The organism is Zestomonas carbonaria (assembly GCF_904061905.1).
GTDB classification, from domain to species: domain Bacteria; phylum Pseudomonadota; class Gammaproteobacteria; order Pseudomonadales; family Pseudomonadaceae; genus Aquipseudomonas; species Aquipseudomonas carbonaria.
Genome location: NZ_CAJFCI010000084.1, coordinates 48082 through 70373 on the forward strand (window position 1 = coordinate 48082; position 22292 = coordinate 70373).

Here is a 22292-nt window from a genome sequence, read left to right on the forward strand (position 1 = left end):
AGGCCGCGCAGTATAAAGCCTCGACCCCATCAATAGGCAGCCTAGCGGAGTCCTTTCATGCCGGAGAAACATCTGCTCTTCACTACCCGTATTCCGGTGCGCTGGGGCGACATGGATAGCCGCCAGCACGTCAACAACATCATCTATTTCCAGTACATGGAAGAAGCCCGGATACGCTGGTTCGACAGCCTCGGCCTGGAGTTCCGCGACGTCGGCCCGCTGGTCCTGCAGAACCAGCACACCTACCTGCGGGCGGTGGAGCACCCCGCCACGGTGATCGTGGAGCTGTACGCCGGCGCGATCGGCCGCAGCAGCCTGGTGGTCGAGCACCGCATGAGCATCGTCGAGGACCCCGGCACCCTGTACGGCGAGGGCCACTGCAAACTGGTCTGGGTCGACTACCCGAGCAATCGCAGCGTTTCGGTGCCGGATTCGGTCCGCGCCCTGTTCGCCGAAGGGTAAACGCGCAAAACCCTGATACAGATCAATCCATCCCACCGGCCGGGACCGGGCAAAGGCCCCTGGCATGCAGTAACCTTTAGGCAGGCACGGACCTTTCGCCAGGCGACGGGGTCAATGCCTTGCCTATACATGGAGGGAGAAGCACATGCCTGCCCGCGAACTGCAACAGCAACTCAACGAACTGCGCGAACAGCTCGAAGCGGGCACCCCGCTTTCCGCCGAGGAACAGGAGCATCTGCAGGACCTGATCAAGCAGATCGAACTGCAGCTCGATCTGGAAGCGGCCACGCCCGACACCGGCCTGGTGGATGGCGTCAACCTGGCGGTGGAGCGCTTCGAGGTCGATCACCCGACCCTTGCCGCCACCCTGCGCAATATCGTGCAGAGCCTGGCGAATATGGGAATCTGAGCTGCAAGCGAATCAGTGTGGCGGCAAACTCCGTGGCACTTTTCAGCTTCTACTTGAAGCTTATGGCTTGCAGCTTGCCGCTACTTTTTTATTGGCGTACCAGCCGGCGGTTGTCCGGGCTTATCGGTGCGGTGCTGCGGTAGGGATTGATGTCCAGCCCGCCGCGCCGCACGTAGCGGGCGCAGACCGTCAGGTGCTCGGGTTCGAGCAGCTTCCGCAGGTCGAGGAAGATGCGCTCGACGCACTGTTCGTGGAAATCCGCGTGCTGGCGGAAGCTCACCAGATAGGCCAGGAAGCTGGCGTGATCCAGCGTCCGCGCGCCGCGATACTCGACCACCACGCTGCCCCAGTCCGGCTGGCCGGTGACCGGGCAGTTGGACTTCAGCAGATGGCTATACAGCGCCTCCTCGGCCGCACCGGCTGAACAGCGCAGCAGCTCCGGCTGCGGATGGGCATAGCTGGAGACCTGGATGTCCAGGCCATCGATGCAGATGCCCGGCAACGGCGCGACACCTTCGGCCTCCACCTCCTCCAGAGTGCGCACCCGCACCGCGACCGGCGCCCCGGCGGCGGTGGACAGGTCCCTGGCCAGCACCTCTTCGAGCGCGGCATGGCTGTCGAAGACGCTCTGGTTCAGCGAGTTGAGGTAGAGCTTGAACGACTTGGATTCGATGATGTTCGGCGAATCGGCGGGAATCGCGAATTCACCGATGGCCACCACCGGCTTTCCGGACGGCAGCAGCCAGGACAGCTCGTAGCAGTTCCAGTAGTCGACGCCCTTGTACGGCAAGGTCTGCGCGGTGAGACCCAGCTCCGCCCATTTGCTGGTCCGCGAGATCGGGAACAGCAATTCGGGGCTGTAGGTGGCGATGTATTCGCTGGACTTGCCCAGCGGCGAATGTTCGGCGGGATGCTGCATGGTGGTAGACCTGGCGAAAACGCGGCAAGTGTATACAGATTCGCCGCCAAATGCGCCGCGCCGCGTGCATTGTGTGCCCCCATGGTCGTTCCCCAGCCGTAGGGGGCGCCGCGCGCACCGTTTACCCGGGGCCGTGTACGGCGTTCCGCCGGGAACGAGAGGTGTCGCCCGGCGGATCGGTGCGCGCGGCGCCCCTACAAAGTCTCTATAGCCAGAAGCGCAGCCCCACCACCCAGGCGCTCTCCTCATCGTCCTCGCCGGCCGCGCGCAACAGGCCGCCGCTGCGCCCGTAGGTCTTCTCCCACGTATAGCCGACATAGGGCGAAAAGGCCGGGGTGACGCGATAGTGCAGGCGCAGGCCGGTCTCCAGGGTGCTACCGCCGGCGCCGATGTCCAGGTCGCGGTCGTCGCCCAGCGCCAGGTCGTATTCCAGCTTGGGTTCCAGCACCCAGCGCTGGGTCAGCAGCAGCTCGTATTCGACCTCCAGGCGCAGCGAAGGGTCGCCCCGTTCGCTGAGGAACAGGTTGGCGTCCAGTTCGATCCACTGCGGCGCCAGCCCCTTGAGGCCAAGCACCGCATGGCTGCGCGACGGCCCCGGCTGGTCGTCGTAGCGGATGCCCGCCTGCCAGTCGAAGAACTCGCTGAGCTCGCGGCGGTAGAGCAACCGGGTCTCGCTGGATTCGGTCGGCCCGCCGGCATCGCGCTCGCCGGTGCTGTTCAGCACCAGTTTGTGGAAGTCGGTGCCGTACCAGCCCTCGGCTTCCCAGGCCAGGCGCTGGTCGTCGCCGGCGAAGCGCTGTTCGAGGTGGTCGAAGGCGAAATAGCCGACCGGCATGTCGTCCATGTCCATGGCCAGCGCCGGCAGGCTGACCAGCATGGCGGCGGCGGTCAGGTCAGTGATGCGCATGGCCGCCCTCCTCCCGTTGTCCTGGATAGAACGGCTGGGTGCCGCCGTCCGGCGCCTCGACGACCACCTTGCGGAACATGCCGGTGGCCATGTGGTAGATCAGGTGGCAGTGGAAGGCCCATTCGCCCATGGCATCTACCGGCACGTCGACGTCGAGGGTCTGCCCCGGCGCGACGTTGACTACGTGCTTGAGCGGGTTGAAGCGGCCATTGCCCTTGTCGAGCTGCATCCACATGCCGTGGAGGTGCATGGGGTGGTTCATCATGGTCTGGTTGACGAAGCGGATGCGCACCCGCTCGCCGTATTTCAGGCGGATCGGCTCGGCCTCGGAATATTTCACGTCGTCGAACGACCAGTAGTAGCGCTCCATGTTGCCGGTCAGCTTCAACTCGATGGTGCGGTCCGGCGCGCGGTAGTCGGCGAACGGTCGCATCGCCTTGAGGTCGCCGTAGACCAGCACCCGGCCGTCGTCCACCGGTTCAGGAGCGATGCCGCTGCCGGGCGCGTAGTCGGGATTTCCAGCCGGCATGTCGTGGTCCATCGCGGCGTGGTCCATGTCGCCGTGACCCATCCCTTCATGGGCCATGCCCATGTCGGCCATGGCCAGCAGGCGCGGCTCGCGCAGCGCCGGCACCTCGGCCTCCATGCCCTCGCGCGGCGCCAGGGTGGCGCGGGCATAGCCGCGCCGGTCCATGGACTCGGCGAACAGGGTGTAGGCCTTGTCCTCCCTGGGCTGGACGATCACGTCATAGGTCTCGGCCACGGCGATGCGCAACTGGTCGACGGTCACCGGCTGCACGTCGTTGCCGTCGGCCTGCACCACGGTCAGCGGCAGGCCGGGGATGCGCAGGTCGAAGTAGCTCATTCCTGAGCCGTTGATGATGCGCAGGCGGATGCGCTCGCCGGGCTCGAACAGCGCCGTCCAGTTCTGCTCGACGTCCTTGCCGTTGACCAGGAAGCGGAAGCCCGTGACGTCGGCGATATCGGTCTTGGCCATGCGCATGCCGCCCCAGGCCCAGCGGTCCTTGACCGTGGCCCAGAAGCCGTCGCGCCCGGCATCGCGCAGGAAGTCGCCGAGCGTCTGCTGCTGGTCGTTGTAGTAGTCGGCCTGTTTTTTCAGGTTGCCCAGGGTGCGCTCGGGCTTTTCGTCCTGCCAGTCGAACAGCACCAGGGTGTACTCGCGGTCGTAGCGGTATGGCTCGCGGCCCCTGGGTTCGATGACCAGCGGGCCGTACAGCCCTTCCTGCTCCTGGAAGCCGCTGTGGGCGTGGTACCAGTAGGTGCCGGCCTGCTCGATGCGGAAGCGGTAGGTGAAGGTCTCGCCCGGCTTGATGCCGGGGAAGCTGATCCCCGGCACGCCATCCTGGGTATAGGGCAGGATGATGCCGTGCCAGTGCAGGGAGGTATCGCGATCCAGGCGGTTGGTGACGTTGAGCACCACCTCCTCGCCTTCCTTGAAGCGCAGCTCCGGCGCTGGCGTCTGGCCGTTGACGGTGAGCGCCGGGCGGCTGCCGTCGCTCAGGTGCAGCTCACCTTCGTCGATCACCAGGTCGTAGCTACCGGCCTGCACGGCCAGGCTGCCGGCCAGCAGTCCGGCAGCCAGACAAACACGCCTCATTGGCCGATCTCGATGTTACCGACCATGCCCGCCTGGTAGTGGCCGGGAATGTTGCAGGCGAACTCCAGGCCGGTGGCCTGGGTGAAGGTCCAGGTCAGCTCGGCGCTCTTGCCCGGCTCGACCAGCACGCTGTTGGCGTGCTCGTGCTTCATCATCGCCGCGTGTTCGGCGCTGTCCATGCCGTGGCCCATCTGGCCGTGATCCATCATATGGCCATGGTCCATGGGCATGTCGCGCTTCATTTCGGTCGGGGTGAGCATGCCCATCTGCTGCATCATCAGCATCTGCTTCTGGTGCTCGGCATGCGCGGCGGCGTCTCCGAGGCTGAATTCGTGCAACAGGCTGCCCTCGTTCTTCAGCACGAAGCGCACGGTTTCGCCGGCCTTGACCTGCACGCTGGCCGGCTCGTAGTACATCTCGCCCAGGGTGATCTCGACGGTGCGGGTCGCCTCGGCGGGCTTGGCCGGATGGCCGAAGTTGTAGTGACCCGCATCGGCGAACGCGGAAGCGGCGAAAACGGCGGCCAGCAGTGGCAGGAGGCGCAGCGACATAAGAGGAACTCCGGTCGGTGGTCGATATGACTATCCTGGCCGGGTGCGGCTGGCGTCAGGCTGACCGGAAGATTACAAACCTGTCAGGAAAGTGCGCTCCGGAAGCCAAACGCGGTATATGTTCGGGCGCCAGGAGACACCCATCGCTCTCCCGAAACACCGATCGCCAGCAAGCTGGCTCCTACAGAATGCGAACGGAATCCAATGAAACTGCTGATCGTCGAAGACGAACCCAAGACCGGCCAGTACCTGCGACAGGGCCTCAGCGAGGCCGGCTTCGCCGTCGAGCTGGCCCGTGACGGCATCGAAGGCCAGCACCTGGTCCTGAGCGGCGACCACGACCTGATCATCCTCGACGTGATGCTGCCCGGCCGCGACGGCTGGCAGATCCTGCACAGCCTGCGCGAGGCCGGCCTCGGCGTGCCGGTGCTGTTCCTCACCGCCCGCGACGCCGTGGAGGACCGCGTGCACGGCCTGGAGCTGGGCGCCGACGACTACCTGGTCAAGCCCTTCGCCTTCTCCGAGCTGCTGGCCCGCGTGCGCACCCTGCTGCGGCGTGGCAGCGGCGGCGCGCCGGTCACCCAGTTGCAGGCGGCCGACCTGTGCCTCGACCTGCTGCGTCGGCGGGCCGAGCGCGGCGGCCGGCGCATCGACCTGACCGCCAAGGAATTCGCCCTGCTGGAGCTGCTGCTGCGGCGCCAGGGCGAGGTGCTGCCCAAGTCGCTGATCGCCTCGCAGGTGTGGGACATGAACTTCGACAGCGACACCAACGTCATCGAGGTCGCCATCCGCCGCCTGCGCGCCAAGGTCGACGAGGGCTTCGCCGTCCCGCTGATCCATACCGTGCGCGGCATGGGCTACGTGCTGGAGGAACGCGCCGGATGAGCCGACGCCTGTCGCTGGCCGGCCGCCTGGCCCTGCTGTTCGCCGCCTGTACCGCCACCGTGTCGCTGCTCGCCGGGGTGCTGTTCGACCGCGCCAGCGAGGCGCATTTCGTCGAGCTGGACCAGCAATTGCTGGCCGGCCGGCTGGACGTGCTGCGCAACCTGCTCGCCGGCCTCGACACCCCTGCCGGGCTGGCCGAACGACGCGCGGCGCTGGAAGCCGAACTGCGCCGCCATCCCGACCAGGCCTTGCAGATACTCGGCGCCGACGGAGACCTGTGGTTCGCCAGCGACGATGCACCGGCCGAATCGCCCGGCGCCCACGGCGACCTGCATGCCTGGCATTCCGGCGATACCGACTACCGGGTGCTCGAAGCGCCGCTGCGCGAAGGCCAGACCGACTCGCCGCGCCTGCGCCTGCTGCTCGACATCACCCACCACCAGCACTTCCTGCAACGCATGCAGCGGCTGATCTGGCTGACCGTCGGCCTCAGCGCCCTGGCCACCGCGCTGCTCGGCGCCTGGGCGGCACGCAGCGGCCTGCGCCCGCTGCATCGCATGGCCGAGGTGGCGAGCGGCATTTCCGCCCGGTCGCTGACCCGGCGCCTGGACGAAACCGGCGCGCCGGCCGAGCTGGCCGAACCGATCCGCGCCTTCAACGCCATGCTGGAACGCCTGGAGGACGGCTTCACGCGGCTTTCCGCGTTCTCCGCCGACATCGCCCACGAGCTGCGTACGCCGCTGTCCAACCTGCTGACCCAGACCCAGGTGACCCTCGCCCAGCCCCGCGACGCCGAGGCCTACCGCGAGACGCTGCACGCCAATCTGGAAGAGCTGCAGCGGCTGGCGCAGATGGTCAACGACATGCTGTTCCTGGCCAAGTCCGAACACGGACTGCTGGCCCCGAACCGCGAGCGGTTGGCATTGCAGGACGAGCTGGACGCGCTGCTGGAGTTCTTCCAGCCGCTGGCCGAGGATCAGGACGTACGCCTGGTGCGCACCGGCCAGGGCCATCTGGCGGCGGATCGCGGCATGCTGCGGCGCGCCCTGAGCAACCTGCTGGACAATGCCCTGCGCTTCTCCCCACCGGGCGGCGAGGTTCGCGTGGCAGTCGCCGAAGATGCACAGGGTGTGCGCCTGGAAGTGGCCAACAGCGGCCCGGCGATCCCCGCCGAGCTGCTGCCGCGCCTGTTCGACCGTTTCTTCCGCATCGACCCGGCCCGCCGCGAAGGTCGTGGCGAACATGCAGGGCTGGGGCTGGCTATCACCCGCTCCATCGTGCGGGCTCATGGTGGGGAGATTCGTTGTGAGTCGGCGGAGGGCTGGACGCGGTTCGTGATGGAGTTTCCCCGGTAGCCCGGATGCAATCCGGGCTACCGGGCGGGCACGATCGACTCCCCTCTCCCATTCATGGGAGAGGGGTGACTGTGGCTGACAGTTCGGAGTGCAGGGAAACAACTTCAAAGCCCCCTGAGAGAGTTGGGAAGAGGGTCATCGTCTGCCGGACGGCTCAGCCCCTCACCCCAGCCCTCTCCCGGAGGGAGAGGGGGTTGTCCGTGCTCGTAGCCCGGATGCAGTCCAAGGCTCCGGCAACCCCGCCTCCCGGTTCTCATCCGGGCTACCAAGCACGCACGCTCGGCTCCCCTCTCCCATTCATGGGAGAGGGGCTGGGAGAGAGGGTCATCGTCTGCCGGACGGCTCAGCCCCTCACCCCAACCCTCTCCCGGAGGGAGAGGGGGTTGTCCGTGCACGTAGCCCGGATGCAATCCGGGGCTCCGGCAGCTCTGCTTCCTGGTTCTCATCCGGGCTACCAAGCACGCACGCTCGGCTCCCCTCTCCCATTCATGGGAGAGGGGCTGGGGGAGAGGGTTGCCGTCAGGCCAGCGCCGGCTCTTCCGCGCGGATCGGCTGCCAGCGGCGTAGCAACTGGTACAGCGTCGGCACCACGAACAGGGTGAAGAAGGTGCCGACCAGCAGGCCGCCAACGATCACCAGGCCGATCTGCTGGCGGCTTTCCGCGCCGGCGCCGCTGGCCAGGGCCAGCGGCAGCGAGCCGAGGACCATCGCCCCGGTGGTCATCAGGATCGGCCGCAGGCGCTGCACCGAGGCTTCCAGCACCGCTTCGTGCAGCTCCCTGCCCTCGCGCAGCAGGCGGTTGGCGAACTCGACGATGAGGATGCCGTGCTTGGTGATCAGGCCGATCAGGGTGACCATCCCCACCTGCGAGTAGATGTTCAGGGTTCCGCCGAACAGCGTCAGGGCGAGCAAGGCGCCGGCCATCGACAGCGGTACGCTGAACAGGATGATCAGCGGGTCGCTGAAACTCTCGAACTGCGCCGCCAGCACCAGGTAGATGAACACCAGGGCCAGCGCGAAGGTCAGCGCCACGTCGCTGCCCGACGCCTTGAAGTCGCGCGAGATGCCGGTGTAGTCGAACTGGGTGTCCTCCGGGAACACCTCCTCGGCGGCGTTCTCCAGGTACTCCAGCGCCTCGCCCAGGGTGTAGCCGGAGCCAACGTTGGCGTTGATGGTGACCGCACGCAACTGGTTGAAGTGGTTCAGCTCACGTGGCGCCACGGTTTCCCGCACCTCGATCAGGTTGGAAAGCTGCACCATGCTGCCGTCGCGGCCGCGCACGTAGACGCGGTTGAGGTCGTCCGGGTTGCTGCGGTCGACGTTGGCCAGTTGCACCAGCACGTCGTATTGCTCGCCGCTCTGCTTGAAGCGGGTAACCTGGCGGCTGCCGAACAGGCTTTCCAGGCTGCGGCCGATGGTCGCCACGTCGGTACCCACCGCCACCGCCTGCTCGCGGTTGACCGTCACCTTGAGCTGCGGCGTGTTCAGCTTGAGGTCGGTGTCCACGCTCTCCAGGCCGGGATAGTCGCGCACCCTGGCCAGCAACTGGTCGACGTATTGCTGCAACTCCACGTATTCCAGCGAGCTGCGGATGACGAAGTTGACCGGCTGGGTGCGGGCGCTCTGCCCCAGCGGCGGCCGGTTGATCGGGAAGGCCTGCACACCGGGGACGTCGCGCAGCTTGGGCAGCAGTTCGTCGCGGATCTCGAACTGGTTGCGCGCACGCTCGCTCCAGTCCGTCAGCTTCATGAACGAGATGCTCTGCGACACCGTGGGGAAGCCGACGATGACCATGTAGCGGTGGGTTTCCGGGATCGATGCGTAGGCCTCTTCCACCTGCCGGGCATAGCGGCTGGTATAGCCGACCGTGGCGCCGTCCGGGCTGCGGATCGAGCCGACGATGGTGCCGGTGTCCTCGGTGGGCGCCAGCTCGCTGCGCAGGCTGCTGAACAGCCAGGCGCAGATCACCAGGATGCCGAGCAGCACCAGCACCACCAGCCCCCAGTGCCGCAGCACACGCTCCAGCAGGTGGCGGTAGCTGTAGGTCAGGTTGTGCAGGAAGCTTTCGATCAGGTTGTACAGGAAATTGTGCTTTTCCTGCGGCACATGGGGCTTGAGCAGGCGGCCGCACATCATCGGCGACAGGGTCAGGGCGACGAAGCCGGAAACCAGCACCGCCCCGGCCAGGGTCCAGGCGAATTCGGTGAACAGCTTCCCGGTGGTGCCCTGCATGAAGCCGATCGGCGCGTAGACGGCGGCCAGGGTCAGGGTCATGGCGATCACCGCGAAGACGATCTCGCGGCTGCCCTTGTAGGCGGCCTCGAGCGGCTTCATGCCCTCCTCGATGTGCCGGTGGATGTTCTCCAGCACCACGATGGCGTCGTCCACCACCAGGCCGATGGCCAGGACCATGGCCAGCAGGGTCAGGGTATTCACCGTGAAGCCCATCGCCGCCATCAGGGCGAAGGCGCCGATCAGCGACACGGGAATGGTCACCAGCGGGATCAGCGTGGCGCGCAGCGAGCGAAGGAACAGGAAGATGATCAGGATGACCAGCACCACCGCTTCCCAGATGGTCGCGTAGACGTTCTTGATCGACTCGCGGATGAACAGCGAGTTGTCGTTGGCCACCGCCATCTGCATGCCTTCCGGCAGGAGCTCGCGGATTTCCGGCATCGCGGCGTTGAGGCCGTCGGAGATTTCCAGCGGGTTGGCGGTGGCCTGCTTGATCAGCCCCAGGGTCACCGCCGGGCGACCGTTGAAGCGCACCACGGTACGCTCGTCGGCGGCGCCGATCTCGGCATGGCCGACGTCGGACAGGCGCAGCAGGTAGCCACGCGAGTCGTCGAGGATCAGGTCGTTGAATTCCTCCGGGGTCTTCAGGTCGGTTTCCGACAGCACGGTGAACTCGCGCTGCACCGACTCGATGCGCCCGGCGGGAATCTCCACGTTCTGCCGGCGCAGGGCGTCTTCCACGTCCTGCACGGTGAGGTCGTGGGCGGCCAGCTTCTCCGGGGCCAGCCAGATACGCATGGCGTAGGTGCGCGCGCCGCGGATCAACACTTCGGAAACGCCGCGGATGGTTTGCAGGCGGTCCTGGATCACTCGCTCCAGCACGTCGGTGATTTCCATCGGCGAGTGGTGCTCGCTGTAGAAGGCGATCCAGATCACCGGCTGGGCGTCGGCCTCGACCTTCTGCACCATGGGCTCGTCGATCTCGTCCGGCAGCAGGCTGCGCACCCGGCCGAGGCGGTCGCGCACGTCGTTGGCCGCCTCGTCGGAGTTGGTGCCAAGGCGGAACTGGGCGGTGATCTGGGTGTTCTCCGAGCGACTGATGGAAGCGACGAAGTCCAGCCCCTCGATGCCCGAGAGCACGTCCTCGATGGGCTGCGCCACCTGGGACTCCATGATCTCCGGACTGGCGCCGGGATAGACGACGTTGACCGTGACGATCGGCACGTCGATGTTCGGATACTCGCGCACCGTCAACCGCTGGTAGGCCATCAGGCCCAGCAGCACCACGACCAGCGACAGGACCGTGGCGAATACCGGCCGGCGGATGCAGATGTCCGAGAGTGTCATGCGCCCTCACCCCGCTCCACGGTGCGCACCTCGTCGCCCGGCTCGACCTTCTGCCAGCCGGCGGTGATCACCCACTCGTTGCCTTGCAGCCCTTCGCGCACCTCGGCCTTGCCGCGCTGGCGCTGGCCGATGCGGATCTGCCGGCGCTCCACCTTGCCGTCCACCACCAGGTTGACGAACTGCAACTGCCCCATGGGCATCACCGCTTCCTCGGGAATCAGCAGCGCCGCCGGGCGCTCGGCGAGGATCACCGACACCTTGACGAACTGGCCGGGTTTGAGGCGGAAGTCGGCGTTGGCGATCTGCGCGCGGATCGCCTGGCTGCGGCCGACCTCGTCCAGGCGCGGGTTGAGGGCGACGATCTCGCCCCGGAAACGCTCGCCCGGATAGGCGTCCAGGGACAGTTCGATGGGCTGGCCGATGCGAACCTGGCTGACCGCCTTCTGGGGGACGCGGAAATCCACCTTGAGCGGGTCGAGCACTTCCAGGTTGACGATGTCCTGGCCGGCGCTGAGGTAGTCGCCGATGCTCACCTGGCGCAGACCGAGCACGCCGTCGTAGGGCGCGCGTATCTGCGTCTTGTCCAGCCGCGCCTGGGCCAGTGCCAGGCTGGCGCGCATCGCCTGCTGCTGGGACTGCGCCTCGTCCCGGGCCTGGGCATTGCTGGCACCGCGCTGGAACAGCATCTGCGCGCGCTGGTAGTTCTTCTCCGCCAGGTCGAGGTTGGCCCGGGCCTGGGCCAGTTCGGCACGGGTGATGGCGTCGTCCAGGCTGACCAGCAATTCCCCGGCCTTCACCGCTTCGCCTTCGCGAAAGTGCACGGCGGCGATGCGCCCCTCGATCTCCGGGCGAATCATCACCGACTCGTCGGAACGCAGCGAACCGAAGGTGATCAGCTCGTCGCGGACTAGGGCGCGCTGCGGTTCGGCGATCTCGACCAGCGGCGCCAGCCCGTTCTCCTGGGCGAAACCGACGATCGGCAACAATGCAGCCAGCAACCAAAGACAGGAACGGGCGGACATGGAAGACCTCTGTGGCAAAGGGATCAAGGCAGTATGCCTGCCGAATGCGTCAATCACGAGATATCCCTGAACCCGAATGCGTAACGCACTGTTTTAGCTTCTCAAAGGCCTCCATGACCGCCGGATCGCGGGCCGCTCCGGCCGGCTGCCTATACTGCAAGACATTCGGTGAGCGGAGGTGGTCATGGCGAACTACTCGGTCGAAGACATCCGCACGGTCGCCCTGGTCGGCCAGGGCGACAGCGGCAAGACGAGCCTGGTCGAGGCGCTGCTGCACCGCAGCGGCGCCATCGGCAGCATGGGCTCCCTGGAACGTGGCGATACGGTCTGCGACTTCGACCCGCTGGAGCGCGAATACCGCCACTCCCTAACCTCGGCGCTGGCACGCTGCAATCACGCCGGCGCCGAGATCAACCTGATCGATACCCCCGGTTATCCCGATTTCATCGGCCAGGCCATCGCCGCCCTGGCCGCGGTGGAGACCGCGCTGGTGGTGGTCAATGCGCAGAGCGGCATCGAGCTGACCACCCGGCGGATGATGGCCATGGCCGGCGAGCGCGGCTTGTGCCGGCTGCTGGTGGTGAACAAGATCGACGCCGAGCGGGTCGACCTGCCCGGCGTGCTCGCCGAGCTGCGCGAAGCGTTCGGCAAGGAGGTGCTGCCCATCAACCTGCCGGCCGACAGCGCCAGCCGGGTGGTGGACTGCTTCTTCGAGCCGGATGGGGACACCGACTTCTCTTCGGTGGCGGAAGCCCACCAAGCCCTGGTCGACCAGGTGGTGGAAGTCGACGAAGAGCTCATGGCGCGCTACCTGGAACAGGGCGAGATCAGCCCGGAGGAGCTTCACGAGCCCTTCGAGCGGGCGTTGCGCGAGGGCCACCTGATCCCCCTGTGCTTCGTCTCCACGCGCACCGGCGCCGGGGTCGGCGAGTTGCTCGATATCCTCGCCCGGCTCGCTCCCAACCCCAGAGAAGGCAACCCGCCGCTGTTCCTCAAGGGCGAAGGCGCCGAGGCGCGGCCTTTCCGCTCGCGACCCGACCCGCAGGGCCATGTGCTGGCCCATGTGTTCAAGGTGGTGATGGACCCCTTCGTCGGCAAGCTCGGCATCTTCCGCGTCCACCAGGGCACCCTGCAACGTGACATGCAGTTGTTCGTCGGCGATGGCCGCAAGCCGTTCAAGCTCGGCCACCTGCTGCGCCTGCAAGGCAAGCGCCACGAGGAGGTAGCGCAACTGATCCCCGGCGACTTCGGCGCCCTGACCAAGGTCGACGAGGTGGAGTTCGACGTGGTGCTGCACGACTCCCACGACGAGGACCAGATCCGCCTCAAGCCGCTGGACTTCCCGGAACCGATGCTCGGCCTGGCCATCGAGGCGAAGCGCCGTGGCGACGAACAACGCATCGCCGAAGTGCTCGCCCGCCTGCAGGCCGAGGATCCCTGCGTCAAGCTCGACTACCGCCCGGCCACCCAGGAAACCGTGCTGCGCGGCATGGGCGAGCTGCACCTGCGCTACCTGCTCGACCGCCTGGCCGGCAACTACAAGCTGGACGTGGAGACCCGCCCTCCCCGCGTGCCCTACCAGGAAACCATCACCCGCCCGGCCGAAGGCCACAGCCGGCACAAGAAGCAGACCGGCGGCGCCGGCCAGTTCGGCGAGGTGTTCCTGCGCGTCGAACCGCTGCCGCGCGGTGCCGGCTTCGAGTTCGTCGACGAGGTCAAGGGCGGCGTGATTCCCTCGCAGTTCATCCCCTCGGTGGAAAAAGGCGTGCGCTCGGTGCTGGAAAGCGGCCCGCTGGCGGGCTATCCGGTGGTGGACGTCAAGGTCACCGTCTACGACGGCAAGCACCACCCGGTTGACTCCAAGGACATCGCCTTCCAGTCCGCCGGGCGCAAGGCGATGCTCGATGGCCTGCGCGAAGCCGGCTGCATCGCCCTGGAGCCGATCGTGGCGATCGAGGTCACGGCGCCGGAAGCGAATATCGGCGACATCACCACCGACCTGATCGGCCGCCGTGGCCAGGTGCTCGGCACCGAGCCGCTATCCCAGGGCCTGGCGCTGATCCGTGGCCAGGTGCCGCTGGCCGAGCTGGAAGGCTACGCCGGCCGGCTCAAGTCGATCACCGCCGGCCAGGGCGCCTACGGCATGCTGCTCGACCACTACGACCGAGTGCCGCAGGACGTGCAGCAACGCCTGGCGGCAGCGCACAAGGCGGTTCAGGAAGAGGATTGACGCAGCTCTCCATAGGGTGGGCTTCAGCCCACCAACCGGGTTCGAACCCTCATTGGTGGGCTGAAACGGAGCGCCGCCCGGCCCACCCTGCGGTCTTTACTGCCGCATCCCACGCCCGCTGACCAGCAGCCGCACGCAGAACAGGTAGAGCAGCACGGTCGCCACCAGCATGAAGCCGATGGCCACGCCGATGCGGATGTCCGACACGCCGAGGATGCCGTAGCGGAAGGCGTTGACCATGTGCAGGATCGGGTTGGCCATCGATACCGTCTGCCAGAACGGCGGCAACAGGCTGATCGAATAGAACACCCCGCCCAGGTAGGTCAGCGGCGTCAGCACGAAGGTCGGGATGATCGAGATATCGTCGAAGTTGCGCGCGAACACCGCGTTGATGAAGCCGCCGAGGGAGAAGATGGTCGCGGTGAGCAGCACCACGATCACCGTCACCCCCAGGTGGTGCACCTGCAACTGGGTGAAGAACAGCGACAACAGGGTGACGATCAGCCCTACCGCCAGCCCGCGCAGCACGCCGCCGATGGTGAAGCCGAGCAGGATGGTGTGCGCCGACACCGGCGATACCAGCAGTTCCTCGATATTGCGCTGGAACTTGCTGCCGAAGAAGCTCGACACCACGTTGCCATAGGAGTTGGTGATCACCGACATCATGATCAGGCCGGGGACGATGTACTCCATGTAGCTGAAGCCGCCCATGTCGCCGATCTGCCGGCCGATCAGGTTACCGAAGATCACGAAGTACAGGACCATGGTGATCGCCGGCGGCAGCAGGGTCTGCGGCCAGATGCGCAGGAAGCGGCGAACCTCGCGGTAGACGATGGTGCCCAGGGCGATCCAGTTGGCGCGCAGCTCCGAATTGATCAGCTCCGTGTTCATACCGCCACCTTCGACAGGTTCTTCTCGACCAGGGACACGAACAGCTCCTCCAGGCGGTTGGTCTTGTTGCGCAGGCTGAGCACCTGGATATCGTGCGCCGCCAGTTGCGAGAACAGGCCGTTGAGCCCGAGGGTCTTCTCCACCTGCACCTCCAGGGTGTGGTGGTCGACCAGGCGCGTCGGGTAGCCGTTGAGCTGTGGCGCCACCCGCAGGGAATCACGCAGGTCGAGCAGGAAGGTCTCCACGTGGAGCTTCATGAGCAGCTCCTTCATGCTGGTGTTCTCGACGATCCGCCCGTGGTCGATGATGCCGATGTTGCGGCAGAGCTGCTCGGCCTCTTCCAGGTAGTGGGTGGTGAGGATGATGGTGATGCCCTGCTTGTTGAGGCTGGTGAGGAACGTCCACATCGAGCGGCGCAGCTCGATGTCCACCCCCGCGGTGGGTTCGTCGAGGATCAGCAGGCGCGGCTGGTGCACCAGCGCGCGGGCGATCATCAGCCGCCGCTTCATGCCGCCGGACAGCTCGCGGGAAGCCGAGTCGCGCTTCTCCCACAGGCCGAGTTGGGTCAGGTACTGCTCGGCGCGCTCCTTGGCTAGCCGTGGCGGAATGCCGTAGTAGCCGGCCTGGGTCACGACGATGTCGAAGACCTTCTCGAACTGGTTGAAGTTGAACTCCTGCGGCACCACGCCCAGGCAGCGCTTGAGCGCATAGGGTTCCTTGTCCAGGTCGTGGCCGAACACGTTGACCGTGCCGCTGGTCTTGTTGACCAGGGTGGAGAGGATGCCGATGGTGGTCGATTTGCCAGCGCCGTTGGGGCCGAGCAAGGCGAAGAAGTCGCCTTCGGCGACGTCCAGGTCGATGCCGTGCAGTGCCTGGAAGCCGTTGCCGTAGGTCTTGGTCAACTGCCGGATGGACAGGGCGGAACTCATGGGAGGCAGGTACTCAACGAAAGGAAGTGGCCTAGATAAGGGTTGAGACGGGTAATTGCAACCGTCTGTTTCAGACGTAAATGATCGCACGGTCGGGCCGCGCGCGCTGGAACGCACCGGTAAGGTCGTGCCTCGCACCCTACCAGTTACCGCCCGGGAGAAAAGCCCCCGAATACCGATATTAACTATCGATCCGGCTCATGCTTTGGGCCTCGGCCTGCAGGTCGCCGCTCAGCATGAACGACGACTCGGCCGCGAACAGGTGCGGATAGCAGCGCTCCAGGTGAGCGAAGAACAGCTCCAGGGGCAGGTCGGCGAACTGGCCATGGTCGGCCAGGTACTCCATGTAGCGCTCGCCGTTGTCGTTGAACGGGTGGAACACGCTGTCGCTGAGCCCGTCGAACTCCAGTGGCGCCACCCGGAAGGCGCGGCACAGCTCCCGGTTGAACGCCGGCGTGGCCTTCACCCAGCGATCGCGCAGGTACAGCTCGGTGTAGCCATGCATGGCGAACACCTCGCTGCGCAACAGCTCCAGCAGGCGCGGGGTGGCCAGATGGTTGCGCACGTCGGCCAGGCCGATGCGCGCGGGAATCCCGCAATGCCGCGCACAGGCGGCCAGCAGCAGCGCCTTGGGCACGCAATAGGACTCGCCGGCCTCCAGCGCATGGCTGGCCTTCAGGCTGCCCGGCTCGTGGCTGAAGCTGTAGGGGTTGTAGCGAATACCGTCGCGTACCGCGTAGTACAGGCTGACCGCCTGCTCGAGCGGATCGGCGCTGGAGCCTCGGTGCCGCTCGGCGAACTCGATCACCAGGGGATGGTCACTGTCGACGAAGCGGCCGGGTTCGAGGTATTCGCGCATGGGAGTCTCCTGTGGCTCAGGGGCCAGTCTAGCGAGGGTGCCCCGGCACCGGTCACGACGTTTCGGCCAAGCTCGCCGTCCTTGTCGCCATCTGCCCTATGCTGTTGTTGGAACCTGCCTTACCCATCCATGGAGGATTCACATGCTTGTTGTCTGGTTGTTGGTTCTCGTCCTCGGCGTGGCCTGGCTGGCCCACCGCCGCTTCGCCGCCCTGCCCGCCCTGGGCGCGGTCGCCGCCTATCTCGTCGCCATGGCCCTGTTCAGCCGCGTCCCTGGCTGGCTGCAACTGATCTTCTGGGTGCTGCTCCTGGCCGTCGCCGCCCCGCTGCTGCTTCACGACTGGCGCCGCAAACTGATCACCGCGCCGCTGTTCGCCTGGTTCCAGAAGGTGCTGCCGCCCATGTCGGACACCGAACGCGACGCCATCGAGGCCGGCACCGTGTGGTGGGACGGCGAGCTGTTCAGCGGCCGTCCGGACTGGAACGTGCTGCTCGGCTATCCGAAGGCGCAACTGAGCGAAGAGGAACAGGCCTTCCTCGACGGCCCCACCGAACAGCTCTGCGCCATGGTTTCCGACTGGGAGATCGGCCAGCAGTTGGACCTGCCGGAAAAGGCCTGGCAGTTCATCAAGGACAACGGCTTCTTCGCCCTGATCATTCCCAAGGAATACGGCGGCAAGGGCTTCTCCGCCCATGCCCACTCCCAGGTGGCGATGAAACTGGCCACCCGCAGCGGCGACCTGGCCTCCACGGTGATGGTGCCCAACTCCCTCGGCCCGGCCGAACTGCTGCTGCACTACGGCACCGAGCAGCAGCGCAACCACTACCTGCCGCGCCTGGCCCGTGGCGAGGACATCCCCTGCTTCGCCCTCACCGGTCCGCTGGCCGGCTCCGACGCCGGCGCCATGCCGGACACCGGGATCGTCTGCAAGGGCCAGTGGAACGGCGAGGAAGTCATCGGCCTGCGCCTGAACTGGGAGAAGCGCTACATCACCCTGGGCCCGGTGGCCACCCTGCTCGGCCTGGCCTTCAAGGCCTATGACCCGGACCACCTGCTCGGCGAGGAGGAAGACCTCGGAATCAGCCTGGCGCTGATCCCCACCGATACCCCCGGGGTGGAGATCGGCCGGCGCCACCTGCCGCTCGGCGCCGCCTTCATGAACGGCCCGAACCAGGGCAAGGACGTGTTCGTCCCCCTCGACTACCTGATCGGCGGCCAGGAATACCTCGGCAAGGGCTGGATGATGCTGATGAACTGCCTGTCGGTGGGCCGCGCCATCTCCCTGCCGGCGGCGGGCACCGGCGCGGCCAAGTACGCCAGCCTGGTGACCGGCCGCTATGCGCGCATCCGCGAGCAGTTCAACGTGCCGCTGACCGCCTTCGAGGGCGTCCAGGAAGCCCTGGCGCGGATCGGCGGCAACGCCTGGACGATGGATGCCGCACGCATCCTCACCGCCAGCGCGGTCGATCTCGGCGAGAAGCCCTCGGTGCTCTCGGCGATCCTCAAGTACCACCTCACCGAGCGCGGCCGCGAGTGCATCGGCCACGCCATGGACGTCCACGGCGGCAAGGGCATCGTCCTCGGGCCCAACAACTACCTGGGCCGCGCCTGGCAGACCGCGCCGATCTCGATCACCGTCGAAGGCGCCAACATCCTCTCGCGCAACCTGATGATCTTCGGCCAGGGGGCGATCCGCTGCCATCCCTACGTCCTGCGGGAAATGGCCCTGGCCAGCCGCGAGGACCGCGACCAGGCGCTGGTCGAGTTCGACGAGTTGCTGCTGAAGCATGCCGGCTTCGCGGTCAGCAACGCCGCCAGCAGCCTGCTGCTCGGCCTGAGCCTGGGCCTGGTCGGCGACGTGCCCGGCGACAACCTCAGCCGCCCCTACTTCCGCGCGCTGAACCGCCTGGCGGCGGCCTTCGCCCTGCTCGCCGACTTCAGCATGCTGCTGCTCGGCGGCGAGCTGAAGCGCCGCGAGCGGCTGTCGGCGCGCCTCGGCGACGCGCTCAGCCATCTCTACCTGGGCTCCGCCGCGCTCAAGCGCTACCACGACCTGGACAACCCGGAATACCTTCGCCCCTCGCTGCGCTGGGCCCTGGAGGAAAGCCTGCAGCAGGCCGAGGAGGCGCTGGACGGCCTGCTGCGCAACTTCCCCAGCAAGACGCTCGGCTGCCTGCTGCGCGTGCTGGTGTTCCCGCTGGGCCGTCGCCATCGCGGACCGTCGGACGAGCTGGACGCCGAAATCGCCGCCCTGCTTGGCCGCGACAACGGCGACCCGGCCCTGGAATCGCTGCTGGAAGGCTGCCACCGACCGAGCGATCCCCGGGACCCGGTCGGCGCCCTGCAACACGCGGTCGATCTGCTCGGCGCCAGTCTCGAAGAGCGCCGCAAACTGCAACAGGCGCTCAGGTCCGGCCAGGTCAACCCCGCTCCGGGCCAGTCCGAGATCGACGCCGCGCTGGCTTCTGGAGCGCTGTCGGCCGAGGAAGCCGACAAACTGCGCGCCGCCGAGGCGGCACGGCGCAAAGTGGTCGACGTCGACGACTTCGCCAAGGAGGAACTGAAGCTGAGCCGCGGCAAGGTGCGCTGAAAGCGTATCCCGGATGCAATCCCGGGAAAGCCGGCATATCCCGTTCCCGGATTGCATCCGGGCTACCTCCCCTCTCCCGTTCATGGGAGAGGGTTGGGGAGAGAGTAATTTCGCGCAGCGCACCGCCGCTTTATACTCCGCCCCCGTTTTCGCTTTCAGGACTACCGCCATGGCCACCAGCTACCTCGACCACCACCTCGCCCTGCTCAACCACCTGCGCGGCATTCTGGTTGCCCTGGGTGAAGCCGAGCAGGTGGAGGACGACACCCATGCGCTGTTCCTCGAACGCTTCGACGAACTGCTCAGCGAACTGCCCGGGGATACGGAAGGCAACCTCTACCTGGGCCAGGACCTGATCAGCCAGATCTTCCACCGCTACCCGCAGATCGCCCACCTGGTGCCGCGCGACCTCCTGTGGTTCTTCGGCGGCGACTGCCTGCACTTCATGCCCGACGAAGAGATCGAACTGTTCCAGCGCCTCGACGAACGCCGCTACGAGGCCGAACAGAACGACGAACCGTTCGACTGGAACCAGGAAAAGCAACTGCTGGCCCTGCCACCGGACAGCAGCAAGCATTGATCGGGGCTCCCTCCGACCCCGTACGGATCGCGATGGGTTTCACCCATCCTACGAGACTGGACTCCCGCGCTCGCGGGAGTGACGAGGTGAAGGGAAGCCTCACGGTTCAACCGTCGCGGGACGGTGCTTGCACCGAAGCGGCCCGAAGGGTGAGCGAAGCGAGTAACCCAGTAGAACACCCATGGCCACGAATTGGCCCGGGCATACCCCGAACCACCTCTTCAACAGACCTGCGCGATCCCCTTCAGCACTTGCCTGAAAGTCTCGATCTGCTGCGCGCTGAAGCGGGAGAAAACCTTCTCCTGCTGCTCCTCGGCGATGCTCCAGAGCATTTCCGCCTGATCGATACCGGCGGGCGTCAGACCGACGCCTCCCGGCACCTCGACGAGCATCCCCTTGCGCATCAAGGCCATCAGGGCCTCCTCGATCTCCCTCACCGGCATCGCCACCAGTTGCTGGAGAGCGGCCTGATCCAGGCTGGCGTCCTTCTCGAGGACCATCAGCATCCGCGCCTCGCTGGTGCGCAGGCCGGTGGCTAGTTGCTTCGGCTGGTAGTCCGCCTGGTAGCTGCGCACCGCCTGGGTCATCAGGTAGTACAGGTTATGGCTGAGACGCCCCTGGAAGGCGCTGCGGACGCCTCCTTCGCTCTTCCCGACCAGGCGCGGGTGTGGCAGCACCGACGAATAGGCACCCTGGTGATACAGCAGCGGCGCCCGGCCCAGATCGTCGAAGGCGACCACCTTGCCGATCAGGATCCAGTGGTCGCCGCCATCGATCCGCTGGTGGCTTTCGCACTGGAAGCGCGCCGAGCAGTCCGCGAACAGCGGAGCGCCGCCGGCCCCCTCCTCGCAGCGAACGCCAGCGAACTTGTCGTCCATCGGCCGGGCGAACTGGTTGGACAGGTCGATCTGGTCGGCCGACAGGATGTTCACGGCGAAATGGCTCGCCCGTTCGAACACCTCGTAGCTGCTGGAGCGCTTGTCGATGCTCCACAGCACCAGCGGCGGCTCCAGGGAGACGGAGTTGAAGCTGTTCGCGGTGACGCCGGCCTTCCGGCCTCCGGCGGCAGCGGTCATCACGGTCACTCCGGTGGCGAAATTGCCAAGGGCACGGCGGAAGGCGCGCGAGTCGAAGCTCGCTTCGTTCGATATGGTCATGGCGGGTCCTCGGTGCCGGGTGCGTGCCCGGCGGGTCGACTGGGGATGGTGAAACGGGAGGGAGGACGGCGTCCTCACACCATGCTCGGATCGGGCTCCAGCCCCATCAGCTCGCGGCCGAGAATCTGCGCGCAGACGTCGTAATCGGTGTAGGCGTGGGCGCCGGTCATGTGCGAGTCGCGGAACAGGCGCTGCATCTCGTTGTTCTCGAACCAACTGGTGCCGCCGGCCGCCTCGAACAGGCGATCCACCGCGGCGATGCACATCTTCACCGCGTAGGCCTGGTTGGTACGCCAGAACGCCAGGGTCTCGCGGCTGGGGTACTCGTGCCGCTCGCCATGTTCGGCGTGGTCCCGCCAGGTCTTCTCGAGGAAGGCGCGGGCGGCGGCGACCTGGTGGGTGGATTCGGCCAGGCGCATCAGCGCCAGAGTGGCAGTGCCGACGCTGGCTCCGGTGTAGGCGCGCACGCGGTTCCTGGTCTTTTCCTTGAAGGCCTCCAGCATGCGCTCGGCGATGCCCAGGCCGATGGCGGAGAAGCCGCTGGCGAAGTACGGGCGATACGGGGTGTAGAAGATCTTGCTATCCGGGTACAGGCCGAAACCGGCGGACTTGCCTTCCATCATGTCCTTGGCCGCCTGGATGCGATGGTTGGGCACGAAGGCATCCCTGACGATCAGGGTCTTGGTGCCGCTGCCCTTCATCCCGGCGGCGAACCAGTCGTCGCGGATCTCGTAGTCGCGGCGCGGCAACACGGCGAAGCAGTAGTTCAGGTTGCCTTCGGCATCCTGGCGGCGGCAGCCGAATATGGCCCACTCGGCATGATCGCAACCGCTGCTCCAGCCCATTTCGCCGTTGAAGATCACGCCGCCCTCGACCTCCTCGACCTTGCCGAAAGGCGCGATGCTGCTGCTCGCGGTGGCATCAGGGTTCTCTCCCCAGACCTCATCCTGCAACTGGCTGGAGAACATCGCCAGTTGGTGGCTGTGGGTGCACAGCAGGCTGAACGCCCAGGCGGTGCTGGCACAGGCGCCGGCCAGGGCGACCACGCAGTCGGCGAATTCCGGCAGGGAGATTTCCATGCCGCCGTACTTGCGGGGCTGGAAGGCACGGTGCATGCCGATGCCCTTGAGCAATGCGATGTTCTCGGCAGGCACCATGCGCAGGCGCTCCGCCTCGGCAGCGTTGGCGGCGATGGTCGGCAGGATGGCTTTCAGGTCTTCGAGGAGCGGGTTTGGCTTTTTCATGTAGGAGCCCTGTTTATTGTTAGTAGCCCATGGCGAGCGGCAGACGAGGCTCCAGGCCTCTTCAACGCGCCACCGGAAAGGGAAACCCTGAAGGGTGCAGGC

18 protein-coding genes are annotated in these 22292 nt (G+C 66.5%); 7 read left to right on the plus strand and 11 right to left on the minus strand.

Features of this window, described 5'->3' with window-relative positions:
• Window positions 1-57: 57 nt before the first annotated feature.
• Both PSEWESI4_RS23165 and PSEWESI4_RS23170 read left to right on the plus strand, forming a co-directional pair.
• Window positions 58-462: an acyl-CoA thioesterase gene (locus tag PSEWESI4_RS23165; RefSeq protein ID WP_187673598.1), complete on the plus strand. Its 405-nt coding sequence runs from the start codon at window positions 58-60 to the stop codon at window positions 460-462.
• 145 nt (window positions 463-607) lie between these two features.
• Window positions 608-871, plus strand: coding sequence for a DUF4404 family protein (locus PSEWESI4_RS23170; RefSeq protein WP_187673599.1), 264 nt, complete (start codon window positions 608-610; stop codon window positions 869-871).
• Window positions 872-959: 88 nt separating this feature from the next.
• On the opposite strand, the gene queF is transcribed toward PSEWESI4_RS23170, so the two are convergent.
• The 4 genes from queF to PSEWESI4_RS23190 form a co-directional block, all read right to left on the minus strand.
• Window positions 960-1790 carry an NADPH-dependent 7-cyano-7-deazaguanine reductase QueF gene (gene queF, locus PSEWESI4_RS23175; RefSeq protein ID WP_187673600.1) on the minus strand — a complete coding sequence of 277 codons (831 nt, stop codon included), beginning with the start codon at window positions 1788-1790 and terminating at the stop codon, window positions 960-962.
• Window positions 1791-1995: 205 nt separating this feature from the next.
• Window positions 1996-2697 carry a copper resistance protein B gene (locus tag PSEWESI4_RS23180; protein WP_187673601.1) on the minus strand — a complete coding sequence of 234 codons (702 nt, stop codon included), beginning with the start codon at window positions 2695-2697 and terminating at the stop codon, window positions 1996-1998.
• Window positions 2684-4315: a copper resistance system multicopper oxidase gene (locus tag PSEWESI4_RS23185; protein ID WP_187673602.1), complete on the minus strand. Its 1632-nt coding sequence runs from the start codon at window positions 4313-4315 to the stop codon at window positions 2684-2686. Before PSEWESI4_RS23185 ends, PSEWESI4_RS23180 begins: the two co-directional genes overlap by 14 nt.
• Window positions 4312-4866 (minus strand): cupredoxin domain-containing protein, encoded by a 555-nt coding sequence (locus PSEWESI4_RS23190; RefSeq protein ID WP_187673603.1) that lies wholly within the window; start codon window positions 4864-4866, stop codon window positions 4312-4314. The genes PSEWESI4_RS23185 and PSEWESI4_RS23190 overlap by 4 nt, the downstream gene beginning before the upstream one ends.
• Window positions 4867-5070: 204 nt before the next feature.
• On the opposite strand from PSEWESI4_RS23190, the gene PSEWESI4_RS23195 reads away from it, so the two are divergent.
• Both PSEWESI4_RS23195 and PSEWESI4_RS23200 read left to right on the plus strand, forming a co-directional pair.
• Entirely contained in the window at window positions 5071-5751 is a 681-nt protein-coding gene (locus PSEWESI4_RS23195) for a heavy metal response regulator transcription factor (protein WP_187673604.1), read from the plus strand.
• On the plus strand, window positions 5748-7106 hold the full coding sequence (locus tag PSEWESI4_RS23200; RefSeq protein WP_187673605.1) for a heavy metal sensor histidine kinase: 1359 nt from the start codon (window positions 5748-5750) through the stop codon (window positions 7104-7106). Before PSEWESI4_RS23195 ends, PSEWESI4_RS23200 begins: the two co-directional genes overlap by 4 nt.
• Window positions 7107-7625: 519 nt before the next feature.
• Here the strand turns inward: PSEWESI4_RS23200 and PSEWESI4_RS23205 are convergent.
• Both PSEWESI4_RS23205 and PSEWESI4_RS23210 read right to left on the minus strand, forming a co-directional pair.
• The gene (locus PSEWESI4_RS23205) at window positions 7626-10688 is read right to left on the minus strand and encodes an efflux RND transporter permease subunit (protein WP_187673606.1); all 3063 of its coding nucleotides are present in this window, start codon (window positions 10686-10688) and stop codon (window positions 7626-7628) included.
• Window positions 10685-11710 carry an efflux RND transporter periplasmic adaptor subunit gene (locus PSEWESI4_RS23210; protein WP_187673607.1) on the minus strand — a complete coding sequence of 342 codons (1026 nt, stop codon included), beginning with the start codon at window positions 11708-11710 and terminating at the stop codon, window positions 10685-10687. The genes PSEWESI4_RS23205 and PSEWESI4_RS23210 overlap by 4 nt, the downstream gene beginning before the upstream one ends.
• A gap of 184 nt (window positions 11711-11894) precedes the next feature.
• Here PSEWESI4_RS23210 and fusA point away from each other — a divergent pair, with 184 nt between their 5' ends.
• Entirely contained in the window at window positions 11895-13940 is a 2046-nt protein-coding gene (gene fusA / locus PSEWESI4_RS23215; protein ID WP_187673608.1) for an elongation factor G, read from the plus strand.
• A 96-nt stretch (window positions 13941-14036) separates the two neighbouring features.
• Here the strand turns inward: fusA and PSEWESI4_RS23220 are convergent, their stop codons facing one another.
• From PSEWESI4_RS23220 to PSEWESI4_RS23230, 3 genes are all read right to left on the minus strand, one after another.
• Window positions 14037-14816 carry an ABC transporter permease gene (locus PSEWESI4_RS23220; protein ID WP_187673635.1) on the minus strand — a complete coding sequence of 260 codons (780 nt, stop codon included), beginning with the start codon at window positions 14814-14816 and terminating at the stop codon, window positions 14037-14039.
• Window positions 14817-14827: 11 nt separating this feature from the next.
• Complete coding sequence (locus tag PSEWESI4_RS23225) at window positions 14828-15760, minus strand: ABC transporter ATP-binding protein (protein ID WP_187673609.1); 933 nt, start codon at window positions 15758-15760, stop codon at window positions 14828-14830.
• A 181-nt stretch (window positions 15761-15941) separates the two neighbouring features.
• Window positions 15942-16619 carry a transglutaminase-like domain-containing protein gene (locus PSEWESI4_RS23230; protein WP_187673610.1) on the minus strand — a complete coding sequence of 226 codons (678 nt, stop codon included), beginning with the start codon at window positions 16617-16619 and terminating at the stop codon, window positions 15942-15944.
• Window positions 16620-16761: 142 nt separating this feature from the next.
• Here PSEWESI4_RS23230 and PSEWESI4_RS23235 point away from each other — a divergent pair, with 142 nt between their 5' ends.
• Window positions 16762-19209 carry an acyl-CoA dehydrogenase gene (locus PSEWESI4_RS23235; RefSeq protein WP_187673611.1) on the plus strand — a complete coding sequence of 816 codons (2448 nt, stop codon included), beginning with the start codon at window positions 16762-16764 and terminating at the stop codon, window positions 19207-19209.
• A 169-nt stretch (window positions 19210-19378) separates the two neighbouring features.
• Window positions 19379-19789: a PA2817 family protein gene (locus tag PSEWESI4_RS23240; RefSeq protein ID WP_187673612.1), complete on the plus strand. Its 411-nt coding sequence runs from the start codon at window positions 19379-19381 to the stop codon at window positions 19787-19789.
• 221 nt (window positions 19790-20010) lie between these two features.
• Here PSEWESI4_RS23240 and PSEWESI4_RS23245 read toward each other — a convergent pair whose 3' ends face one another.
• Together PSEWESI4_RS23245 and PSEWESI4_RS23250 are read right to left on the minus strand one after the other, a co-directional pair.
• Entirely contained in the window at window positions 20011-20946 is a 936-nt protein-coding gene (locus tag PSEWESI4_RS23245; RefSeq protein ID WP_187673613.1) for a p-hydroxyphenylacetate 3-hydroxylase reductase component, read from the minus strand.
• A 74-nt stretch (window positions 20947-21020) separates the two neighbouring features.
• A complete protein-coding gene (locus tag PSEWESI4_RS23250) occupies window positions 21021-22190 on the minus strand; it encodes a p-hydroxyphenylacetate 3-hydroxylase oxygenase component (protein ID WP_187673614.1) in 1170 nt (389 codons plus the stop codon).
• Window positions 22191-22292: the final 102 nt, after the last annotated feature.